Genomic DNA, 11,080 nt, shown 5'->3' on the forward strand with positions numbered 1-11,080 from the left:
TCTCCGAGGCGGGGCCGCAAGCGAAAAGAGCTGCTATGAGCTACTTTTCATGCAGTCGACACCACTACTTCTGCGCGGCCTTGAACTCACGACGACGCCGGTGCAGGATCGGCTCGGTGTAGCCTCATTTCTCTGTTTCCTCGCCTCACCTGCGGATTAACATAGATTGAAATCTGCAGTGACCGTTTTGTGGCCGTTTTGGGAGGGTCAGCACTGACTACCTGCACATCATCGGGCATCGGCGAGATCAACAACGTGGCGAGCCGCTGGGACGTAGTGCCTCGCAGTCACGGCCGAATCCACCTCGTGCCCCAGGATCAGCCGGGCAGCCGGAAGTCCGTACTTTTCGGCTACGCGCGTCGCGCGGGTGGAGCGGAGCGTCTTTACCGTCGACCACTCCAGGTCCAATCCCCTGACAATCGCAGCCCAAGTCTTGGACATCTGCTCCGACCGCACCACTTGCCCGGTCCGGCTTGGGATCACCAGTCGGTGACCGGGTGCCGCTGCTATCTGTCGCCGGCGCAGCATTGACATGCAGTCAGGGCCAACCTTAATCGTCCGCATCGATCGTGCGGTCTTCGTGAACGGCTGGCGGTAGGCGACGCCGACAACGTCGTCATCATCGTTATTCGGCCACCCACGAGGCATGACGATCTCGTCATGAGGCAGCCGATACTGCTCGATGATTTCCTTGAGTTGCCAAACACGCAGTTCGGTGTCGACGATGGTGCCGGAAACAGTCACTTCATGCGTGTCGAAGTTGACGTCGTCAAATCGAACGGACAAAGCCTCGCTCGGGCGCGCAGCGAGCTCGTACATCAGCTTCGTAAAATCCATGTATCGCTGTTCGAACACACGGGATTGGTTCGGGCGAGGGAAGTAGTCACGTTCAGCCTCCCAGTACCAGCTGAGCTCTTGGGGGGTGAACGGCTGCGGCTCATCGGGGAAAAACGGGTTGCGCACCTTCTTTGCGCGGCTTCCCGGCTGTCTGGCCCGACTTCCCTTGTAACCCTTCGCCGAGTCGACGGGATTGTCATCACGGAAGCCATCGTCAACAAGCATCTGAAACGCGTTCCGCAGGATGGACTTCTGGCGGGCGTTCTTGTATGAAAACCCGTTCAGTAACTCCAAGTGTATGCGGATGTGGAACGGCCTCGTCTCGGCCGCCTTCATCCTTCCCAGGACCGACCCAACTAGCGTGATCTTGTCGGCTTTCGCTCGGCCCTTCGTGGCCGGTTCGATCTCGCGCCGATAATGCTTTGCGTTCTGAGGCCGCTTCTGCCGGTCGTTCTCATAGGTGCGGAGCCACGCCCTACACAGATCCTCGACGCTCACCTCCGGCGGATATGTACCAACCGATTGGGCACGCGGTCTCCAATCAGCAAGCCTCTTCTTGAGATTCGCAATAGATTTCGGTTTGGTCTTTCCTGAGGCATGGACTTTCGATGGATCGCCATATGGCTCGCCAATGAGGCAATGAACCTGGTAGATCTTCCGAGCTTCGTTCCATTTGGGCTCACTGAACCTCCCATGAGCTCCAGGTGTCAGCTCAATCTGCGACATATGGCGCCACCTCGTTCTCGACCGCGCCGCCAACATATCGAGGGCCTCCACGTTCCGGCTTGTTTAGAAAGCCCAACGTTAACTGCCATCTATCCATATGCGTATTCCTTCCTGCTCACTCGTCCTCACCCGCAGCGTGGTGCAATTCAGCTATGCACTCGGCGAGGAGCATAGGAAATGCCGAGGACGAGGTGAAGTCCCCGGCGGTAACTGAGAGATTGCCATCTTCCGGGTGTGATGCAGCGTTACAGACCGCGGATCGTGTGCTCCTCCACAAACGTCCGCAAGGACTTCCACGGATAGAGGACTTTGCGGCCAAACTTCACGTAAGGGGGCCCGACGCCGAGGTGCCGGTCGTTGGCGAGCTTGCCGACTGTGGTCCGCAAGTACTCCGCTGCTTCTTGCGGCGTCGCTAACTCAGCCATGGCGAGAGCCTGCGATGTCACGGAAGGGCACGCACACGCGCTGTTGGGCGCCGGATTCTATTGCCGCCGACGTGGAACCGCGTTCCGGCCATCCTCGCCACGGGTGCGCCGGTGCGACAGCCGTTGTCACCGCAGCAGTTCCGATGCCATATCTAACAGGTCGGCCGCTACAACGACACCCGATAGTCTCTCCAGCCAAGCGACTATCGCACCGATCGACGCTCACCCCTATCTCCCTGCCGGCACAGTCGCTATCGGATCGGCGGATCTCGAATGGGCCAGCTTGTCGTCCTCTTTCGAGGTTCAGCGCTGGCTGATGCTGACAGTTGGACGCGGGCCGCTTGAGAGCTCCAGCGCGGCCGATCGCACTGGTCGGCGGCAACCCCGATGTCATTTCGATTTGCTCGGCTTGCGCTAGGAAGCCAGGAGTAGTCGGTGGTCGCGTGCCGTCGGTGTCGGTGTGTTCTTCCTCTGTCCGCTGCGTCCGCTCGCGCGTGGTGTAGGTCTGTTCGGCGCCCACCGGCGGGGCAGGCAAGGTAGCAGCTTGCATTCGAGCGAATGCGATGAGTTGAAGGACTTGCTTCGGGGTGATCTCAAGCAGGTCGGCGTCGTCGTCGATGGGGGCGGGCTGGTCGGGAATGATCACCGCCGCCCAGCCCTGATCAGCGCGCGAACCCGCGATCCGGGCGGCAGCCTCGTCTTCGACGACGCTGACCTGCCGACGCAGTTCAGCGATCTGAGCGTCGCGCTCGGTACCGCATTTAGTGATCGCGTGCCACCCGGACAGATAGCGGCGCACCGCTGCGGCGGCCGCGCCGTCACGTTCGCGAGCGAGTTCACGGCGACGACGCACACGCTCGCGTGAGCGTCGTACCCGCTGCGCCGTTTCTGGTGACCGATCCGTTCGCGACGAGCGCCGCGGTCTACGTGCAACCATCAGCTGACCTCCAAAGGTGCTGGCCAGTCTGCTGATCCTCCAGCAACGATGATACGCCCTCGCCCATCCCTCAGTCCCCGTCTGGGCAGTCCGTGGTCGAACCGCTCACGTTCACAGAAAACCTACGGGAAATATAGTTAGATGCGCATATCCCGGTATTGGTAATAAACCGTCGCTGGTCTCGGTATTTGCGCATGTACGTCAAATCACGGCCCGCTCTCGTCGCAGACCTCGAACTCCGCACCTCGCCACCCGCCGCCACACCGCGAGTTGCCAGTGAGATACAGCGACCCAAACCTCGGTCGCTCCCTAATCGCGCACACCGATATAGCCGCGGCCGATGCAAGCACGACACCTGGCAAATCCGCCAGATTTTGCCCCTGAACAGCATGTTCCCGTGTGCGGTAGTCCCACGCGCATCGCCACCGAGCTGAACAAAAGCCGCTCCACCATCAGCCGAATTCTCAGCGATGCCGCGGCTCTTGGAGCCCCCGAGGAAGGCGGTTCCTACGACGATGTCGACCACGCTTAATCACAACGGTTCTACGACGCGCTCACGATTTCGTGTGACCGAAGTACGCCCAGCTCTGCCCCCGTGGTGGGGCATAGCAGTGAACCACTGCATGATTGCGCTGGTCCAGCCCGTAGGTTGCGGGCCGGGCCAGCGTGCACCACGGCTGGGTATCCGACTTGAGCGGCTTGCGGTACATCTCGCGGATTGCGAGTGCCCACATGTTACCGGGGCGACTGCTGTGGGAATCGCGTGCCCTTCGTGGCGCCGATTCGCCCTCAGCCCTTCACTCAGACAGCTTGGAAAACCTGAGCTGGGCCTGTGCTGTGGCACGTCGATCACCGCAGCCGGGCACCTGTCGCGTAGTTGGCGACCTCGGCAGCCACCTGCTGACCCTGCGAAGACGCCCTCGATCAATCATCTAGCGCCCGTTAGCATCCGAGCCTGGTCAATCACGCAGAGCCGGACGGATCCACGTTAGGGCCGGAGTGGACAGGCGACTATGCGAACTTATTTACCCTCCACAACCGCGCCGTCTGATCGTCGCTGCTGGTGGCGATCAGGGAGCCGTCATGGCTGAATGCCACCGACAGCACCGGGCCGATATGGCCGAGGGGTTCTGCGATCTGTTTGCCGGTGGCGACATCCCACAACCACACCTTCTTGTCGTCGCTGCTGGTGGCGATCATGGAGCCGTCATGGCTGAATGCCACCGACAGCACCGGGCCGATATGGCCGAGGGGTTCTGCGATCTGTTTGCCGGTGGCGACATCCCACAACCACACCTTCTTGTCGTCGCTGCTGGTGGCGATCATGGAGCCGTCATGGCTGAATGCCACCGACAGCACCGGGCTGGTATGACGGAGGGGTTGTGCGATCTGTTTGCCGGTGGCGACATCGCACAACCACACCTTCTTGCTGAAGTCGCCGGTGGCGAGCAGGGCGCCGTCATGGCTGAACACCACTGGCCACACCGTGCCGACGGCGCCGGTGAGGGCCACTTCGATGAGATTGCCGGTGAGGACATTCCACAACCACACCGTCTGGCCGGTATTGCCGCCGCTGCGGGCGCTGCTGCTCCCCGTGACGAGCAGAGTGCCGTCATGATTAAACGTCACTGGCCATACCGGGTTGGCGTAGGAGGTAGGAGCTTCTCCGATCTGTTTGCCGGTGGCAACATCCCACAACCGCGCTGTCTTGTCACTGCTGCTGGTGGCGAGCAGAGTGCTGTCATGATTGAACGCCACCGACCGCACCGTGCCGGTGTGCCCGGTGAAGGGTTCTCCGATCTGTTTGCCGGTGGCAACATCCCACAACCGCGCTGTCTTGTCACTGCTGCTGGTGGCGAGCAGAGCGCTGTCATGATTGAACGCCACTGAACAGACCGCACTGGCATGGCCGGCGAGAAGGGTCGGTTCCGAGATCAGGAGCGGGCGTCTGCGGAGGGTGCTGTCGGCTGCTGTGGTGGAGCGTCGACGGCTACCAGTCCCAACACCTATTGGGTGATGACCGACCGAACCCGTTGCCAAATGAGGAGCCGTTGCCGGGCTGCGAGTATCCGCGGTTGTTGCCGGTTCCGCTGGTCTGTGAGCCGCTTTATTGTCGATGTGGTCAACGGGGGGCAGCGGATAGCGGATCTCGGACAGGCCCGGCATATCCTTGATGAGTTGGGGGCCAGCGATGCTGCGGGTTTCGAGGTTGTCGAACAGGATCAGGTCACCGGCGATGTTTACGCTGCGGCGTTGTGGCCGTGGGTGTCCGTTTCGTGTGAGATGGGTTTCGATATTTCGGAAGAGGGTGTCAAGAGTGTGTTTCGCGGGGGTGTCGATCGTGGCGAGCAGAGCTGCGGTGAAGGCGGTGTTCCGGTCCCCTATTGGGGCATAGGAAGTTTCATTGCGGGCCGATGAGGTCATCGTGTATGTGCCTGCGATGTCGGTTTCGCCAGCGACCACGGTGGCGGGGTCGCTCATTGCTTCGAACGCACGACCTGAGAAACAGCAATCCAGGATCAGTATGCGGGTGCTGGCACCACTGTCGAGCAGCTCCTCACGCAGGGTGTCGAACGGCAATGCCGTGAACCGGGCGCGATCGGGGTTGGAGCCGACCAAGCCCAGATGCAGACGACCGCGAGAATCAAGCAGGCCGTGGCCGGTGTAGTACACCAGCAGCACATCGGTTGCGGCACGGCCTGCGGCGTGCACGGCCTCCCCGATCTCCTCGCCATAGCGGGGTTCGCAGACCAAAACACAACGATCGTCCTCGAAACTGCCCGCACCGGGAGCGATCAGTCTGGATCGCAGATCGGTCAGGTTCGCCTGTGTCGCAGGGATGTCGGGCAACTCGGGGCATCTGTAGTTGCCGACCCCGATCAGCACTGCATGTGAACGGGCTGGGTCAGGACGACGGCCCATCAGAACTGGCCCTGTGAGTCGACCAGCGCCCAGACATCGCTAAAAACATCACGGATCGGCAGCCATCCAACAGCCACCAGTCCACGCTGCTCATCGTTGCGACGAAATCCACCCGCCGACTTTCCCGCCCTGTAGTCGCCAAGAATCAAGCACCCCTGCATATTCGGCACCTGCTCATCTTCGCGCACCGACAATACAACCAGCGCAACCCCCTCTAGCAATCCCGACCCCGCCCCGGCGGAACGCCCGCTGGGTGGGGCGAACACCCCCACCCAGCAGGAGGACTCGACATCGGCGGAACTGGCGAATCCCCGCCACCCTCGGCAAATCGGGCGGGTGGCTGCCCAGGCAACGCTCGAAGGGGGAGGGCCACTCGGCAGGAGTGAACCGCCAATGCCAGCGCAGGATCGTCTTCGAGTGAAGATGATCTGGTTCATAAACCGGAAGGCCCAAGCCATCATGTGACCCGTCCGCGCCCCTCGAGCCCGGTCATATGCGAGAAGACCCCTGCCGACCGGTGAGGGTCTTCTGCCGCATCGGTCGACGCCCCACGCGGAGCCAGCCGTCACAGTTCGTGTGACGAAGCGCCGTACCTGTCACGAGGCGGCTGGAGTTCTGTCGGTTTCGGTGAGGGAAGCAACGTTGTTGCCACTGAGTCGGCCGTTTGATTGTCACCGATCTCGGCATTCGGTCGAGGGATCGTCTGCCTTCGTTTCCGACCGAGACAAGAGGGTGGGCAGGCTGCGGAAAACGTCACCCATCAGGGCAAGGAATCCGCGCTCGCTGAGTCGATCGTCCTGCCGCATCTGCAACGCTCCGACAACTGAGACGAGGATGGCGGCGGCAGCGACCACGACAGGAAGGGACCAGATGGGAAGAACTCGCCCGGCGGCAAGAAGGAGGACGATCACCACGCATAGAACCGCAAGGTAGAAGAGTCCGGAGAACCAAGGCGAACGCAACGCGTCTTGCTCTCGTCGATGAACCTCGAGATCATCTACGAGGCTGCGAGTTACATCGCGGACCTCGTTTGCGTTGACGCCTCGGACGTCGATGGACTTGATACGGCTTTGGTCGTAGGTGACACGCGCTTCGCACTGGATCAACACGACGCGATCAGGAAGCTTCCCGAACTCGGGGATGTCATCCAGCTCAGGAAGGTCTCCAGCCTCGTCGGCTGCCACTGCGCCGATAACAACGCCACGACCAGCCAAAAGCAAATCCTCTGCGAGAGAAAGATTCACGGGGACATCTGATTGCAGTTCGCGATCGTCGTCAACCCCCACGGAACCCTCCGGTTGATCCTGTAGCGCCGAGTGCCGCACTAACGGCTCTGCCATGCTACCGACGTAGCCACGGGCGAGGATCAGGAATGAGCGCGTGACAGGGGGCCTTGACGATTGGGGAACCGTCATCTGCAACTTGTCCTCGCGCGAACCTTCGGCCGCCGCCCTCGATCTCGGTGACAGAAGTCCTGCCTCAGTGAAAACCGTTCCGCCGAGGGCAGGGTGTGGTGCTCACCCTGCGCTACTAACCCTTGGCTGGGCGCCTAATGCGTGCAGAACCGGTGTGATCTGTAGTGGCTTCTGGCTGTGGTGGACGATTTCCGGCCCGCACCGCAGCTACGGCGTCTGCGAAGGCGCCGCCAGTGCGGTACCGGTCCAGTGGATCCTTGCTGAGCGTAATCTCGATGAGTTCACGCACATTAGCCGGGATGGTCACCGGTAGCGGTGGCGGTGCGTGGTTGATGTGCTGCATCGCAATCTGTATCGCGTTAGATCCGCCGAATGGCCGGGAGCCAGCGAGCGCCTCATAGCCGACCACACCGAGTGAGTAGATGTCGCTGGCAGTGGTGGCACCGTGGTCGCCCACCGACAATTCTGGGGCAAGATAGCCTGCCGCGCCGAACATCCCGTATGTCAGCGGCGCGTGATCGATGGCCATCGTTATTCCGAAATCTGCTAGCTTGACCTGACCGGTCGGCGTGACGAGGATATTGGCCGGCTTTACGTCACGGTGGATAATCCCTTCCCGATGCGGGACCTCCAAAGCTCGCCCCAGCTGTTCAAGCAAGTCCATGGCCTGCGGAACGGTCAAGACATCGAGTCTGGTAAGTACGCTACTCAGGGGCTCGCCCGCTACCAGCTCCATAACGAGATACGCGACGCTACCCCCAGTGCTCAACTTCATTTCGCCGTAGTCGTAGAGGCTCACGATGCCTGGGTGGTTGCAGCTTGCGGCGGTACGTGCTTCTTGCCGGAACCGTTCCAGAAAGCCTGGGTCGTTGGAGTATTCTTCCTTAAGAATTTTCACCGCGACTTTCCGGTCCAATCCCTGGTCGAGCGCCTCCCATACTCTGCCCGAGCCACCGCTGGCGATGAAGCGAGTCAGTCGATATCGCCTAGCGACAGTGACACCCACGGCGACATCGGCTGTCGGGCCCGCAGCCTTGTCGAAATTGACTTGGGAGGCAATCCGATTGCGGGCGATGGCGAGTTGGCCTGCGCTGTTGCGATCTCGCTTTTGCGGTTCCGGTCGCCCTCTGGCTTTCAGTTCGCGACGAAGCTGCCGGTAGAGGGAGTCCAGATCCCAGAATTCGGGCCCATCAGCGTGGCCAGTGTCGAGCAGCGCCACCAACTCGCCGGTAAAGGCAGTGTACGCCTCGTCCGGGGGCGCCAGTGCGGTCCGGTTTTCCGCGGCGGCCGCAAGCAGGAATGTTCCTTCTGAGTCCGCGCTCTGGGCGACGATGCTAGGTGTATCCATGCTCCCGTCCATGCCCATGGTGCCGAGAGCGCGTCCGCTGTAGCAGCAGTCGAGGATGACGATCCGACGCTGCGCCGGACTGTAGGTCACGATATCGCGTATCTCATCGTAAGGCGTGGCGGTATAGGACTTGTTGAACTTAGAACCGGTATGAGCGAGTAGCAAATTCGACCGGCGATCTGGAAATCCGTGGCCCGCGTAGTAGACAATCAGGGTGTCGGTCGCCTGCTCAGCGGCACTGTCAATGGGCGAGAGCATGTCCGACCTGCTGTGCGGATCTATGACGGTGACCAGATTTTCGCTACGCACTCCCCACAACTGTGGATCCAGAAGACACCGAGCCAAACCGGTGACGTTGTTGCGCACAGCGGGCAGTGCTTCGAGATGGTCGAACGTACTGCATCCGATCAGCACTACCCGCGAGCTGTCGGGACTCGGCAGGGGCATGGTCGGCACCTCAGGCGAGCTCGCCTTGCTCCGTCGCGGGCTTGAGCAGAGCGTCGGAAACGTGCACTGCCACAGGCCCGCGGGCGTCGATTCGAAGCTTCGATCCATCAGGCTTTGTCACTTCGACAAACAAAGTCGACCGCCGAGTCCGGATCCAAGTTGTCACCGAGCCGACCAGCACGGTGATCGCCCCGCCACTGCCCACCGATACGACCAGAACGTCGACGGGCCAGCCCATCTCACCGGCAGCGGGTTTGCTGTGTGCGTCTGTGTGCACCTTGCCGCGTAGTTCTGGTTCGTGGTTGAGCCATTCGTGGAGCGAAATCAGCTCGGCCTCCGTGTGGAGGTCTTCGCGAACGCGAAGCTGAACAATACTTGAGCCGGAAGCCCCGGGATTCATGGGCACAGCGTACGCGGCCACCTAGGGTTCCTGGCTGTGAATGGAGGCAGCAGTTCGGCAGCTGCATGATGACTAGCCATCTCTGACAGAATCTCGAACGCACCATCATGCCGATTCCCGTCCGGGCTGTGGTTTCAGCTCGTACGCGAAGGCACATCTTCCTCGCGATCCTCTCGGAACGACCTCTCGACTGCATCAGTCTGAGCGCCGCAGCCGCGACCGGCTTCATACGCCTAGGCCCCCGATGCGACAAACTCCTCATCGGACGAATCCGAGGTGCCGCAGCACAAGCAGCAAGGACTGCTCGGTGCACCTTGTCGAGCGCGGTCGCTTCTGCCGGTTTGAATGTCGACCATTCGCGCCATAGCCACGCTCCGTCGTCGTCAATCGTGATTCCCGCGAAGTGGACGTCACCGGACGCATCCGACACTGGCAGCGCCGAAGTGACGTCTGTGTGGTCCCAGGTTCGGCGGCGCGACGCGCTGGACTTTGGCCATCAAGAGCCTTCGTCGCCCAGCTAGGACATCAGCGGCGCTGATCTCTAACCGCGTCGGCGGCGTAGCGGTACGAAGACGCGTCACCGAAACGCTAGTCCTCGTTGACCGTTGATCGTGCACGAGGTGCGAATCCGTCCAGGAATGCGCGAAAAGCGGAGGACCCCGGATGGTCGGCGCCGAGCAAGCTCTCAAACTCGGGCAGAACCCGCCGAACCAAGTCATATGCTTCGAAATGCTTCTTCATCGTCCTGTGGGCGACGGCGAGGCCATTGCGGGTGTTCAGGGTGTCGGGGTGGTCGGGACCCAGCACGCGCCGCCGGTCAGCAAGCGTCTTCTCGAACAGGTCGATCGCCTCGCCGACCCGACCCGCGATCTGGTAGCCGGCGGCGAGGTTGTGGGCGGTGATCAGGGTGTTGAGGTGGTCGGGACCCAGCACGCGCTGCCGGTCAGCAAGGGTCTTCTCGAACAGGTCGATCGCTTCCTCGACCCGACCCGCCTCCCGGTAGGTGTAAGCGAGGTTGTGGGCAGTGATCAAAGTCTCAGCGTGGTCGGGGCCCAACACGCGCTGCCGGTCGGCAAGGGTCTTCTCGTACAGGTCGATCGCCTCGCCGACCCGACCCGTGACCCGGTAGGCGACGGCGAGGTTGTGGGCGGTGACCAGGGAGTCAACGTGGTCGAGGCCCAACACACGCTGCCGGTCGGCAAGGGTCTTCTCGTACAGGTCGATCGCCTCGCCGACCCGACCCGCGACCCGGTAGGCGACGGCGAGGTTGTGGGCGGTGTTCAGGGTGTTGAGGTGGTCGGGGCCAAGCACGCGCTGCTGGTCGGTAAGGGTCTTCTCGAACAGACCGATCGCCTCGTCGACCCGACCCGCCTCCCGGTAGGCGGCGGCGAGGTTGTGGGCGGTGACCAGGGAGTCAGCGTGGTCGGGACCCAGCACGCGCTGCTGGTCGGTAAGGGTCTTCTCGTACAGACCGATCGCCTCGCCGACCCGACCCGCGACCCGGTAGGCGACGGCAAGGTTGTGGGCAGTGACCAGGGAGTCAGCGTGGTCGGGACCCAGCACGCGCTGCCGGTCAGCAAGGGTCTTCTCGAACAGGTCGATCGCTTCCTCGACCCGACCCGT

The 11,080-nt window shown here is 61.8% G+C and carries 7 protein-coding genes and 2 pseudogenes; 1 reads left to right on the plus strand and 8 read right to left on the minus strand.

The window, feature by feature from the left end:
- Positions 1 to 228: 228 nt before the first annotated feature.
- Entirely contained in the window at positions 229 to 1,563 is a 1,335-nt protein-coding gene (locus ACWGCN_RS32275; protein WP_452459175.1) for a tyrosine-type recombinase/integrase, read from the minus strand.
- A gap of 969 nt (positions 1,564 to 2,532) precedes the next feature.
- Between ACWGCN_RS32275 and ACWGCN_RS32280 the strand changes: the two genes are divergently transcribed.
- Positions 2,533 to 2,853, plus strand: coding sequence for a hypothetical protein (locus tag ACWGCN_RS32280; protein ID WP_452459174.1), 321 nt, complete (start codon positions 2,533 to 2,535; stop codon positions 2,851 to 2,853).
- A 1,083-nt stretch (positions 2,854 to 3,936) separates the two neighbouring features.
- On the opposite strand, the gene ACWGCN_RS32285 is transcribed toward ACWGCN_RS32280, so the two are convergent.
- The 7 genes and pseudogenes from ACWGCN_RS32285 to ACWGCN_RS32315 form a co-directional block, all read right to left on the minus strand.
- Entirely contained in the window at positions 3,937 to 5,847 is a 1,911-nt protein-coding gene (locus ACWGCN_RS32285) for a caspase, EACC1-associated type (protein ID WP_452529160.1), read from the minus strand.
- Entirely contained in the window at positions 5,847 to 6,035 is a 189-nt protein-coding gene (locus ACWGCN_RS32290; protein WP_452459172.1) for a hypothetical protein, read from the minus strand. Before ACWGCN_RS32290 ends, ACWGCN_RS32285 begins: the two co-directional genes overlap by 1 nt.
- Positions 6,036 to 6,518: 483 nt before the next feature.
- Complete coding sequence (locus ACWGCN_RS32295) at positions 6,519 to 7,133, minus strand: hypothetical protein (RefSeq protein WP_452459171.1); 615 nt, start codon at positions 7,131 to 7,133, stop codon at positions 6,519 to 6,521.
- Positions 7,134 to 7,425: 292 nt separating this feature from the next.
- Positions 7,426 to 8,268 (minus strand): annotated as a pseudogene (locus tag ACWGCN_RS32300) (serine/threonine-protein kinase); the annotation flags it as partial.
- 123 nt (positions 8,269 to 8,391) lie between these two features.
- Positions 8,392 to 9,165: pseudogene (locus ACWGCN_RS32305) on the minus strand (caspase family protein); the annotation flags it as partial.
- On the minus strand, positions 9,068 to 9,457 hold the full coding sequence (locus tag ACWGCN_RS32310) for an effector-associated constant component EACC1 (RefSeq protein WP_452459170.1): 390 nt from the start codon (positions 9,455 to 9,457) through the stop codon (positions 9,068 to 9,070). The gene ACWGCN_RS32310 and the pseudogene ACWGCN_RS32305, both read right to left, overlap by 98 nt.
- Positions 9,458 to 10,045: 588 nt before the next feature.
- The coding region (locus ACWGCN_RS32315) for a tetratricopeptide repeat protein (protein ID WP_452529162.1) at positions 10,046 to 11,080 on the minus strand (1,035 nt) is incomplete at its 5' end.

The organism is Nocardia sp. NPDC055050, from assembly GCF_053608345.1.

Coding starts and splice junctions, on each gene's coding strand:
- ACWGCN_RS32285 (WP_452529160.1), bottom strand. CDS start 5,847: ATGGGCCGTCGTCCTGACCCAGCCCGTTCACATGCAGTGCTGATCGGG.
- ACWGCN_RS32275 (WP_452459175.1), bottom strand. CDS start 1,563: ATGTCGCAGATTGAGCTGACACCTGGAGCTCATGGGAGGTTCAGTGAG.
- ACWGCN_RS32310 (WP_452459170.1), bottom strand. CDS start 9,457: ATGAATCCCGGGGCTTCCGGCTCAAGTATTGTTCAGCTTCGCGTTCGC.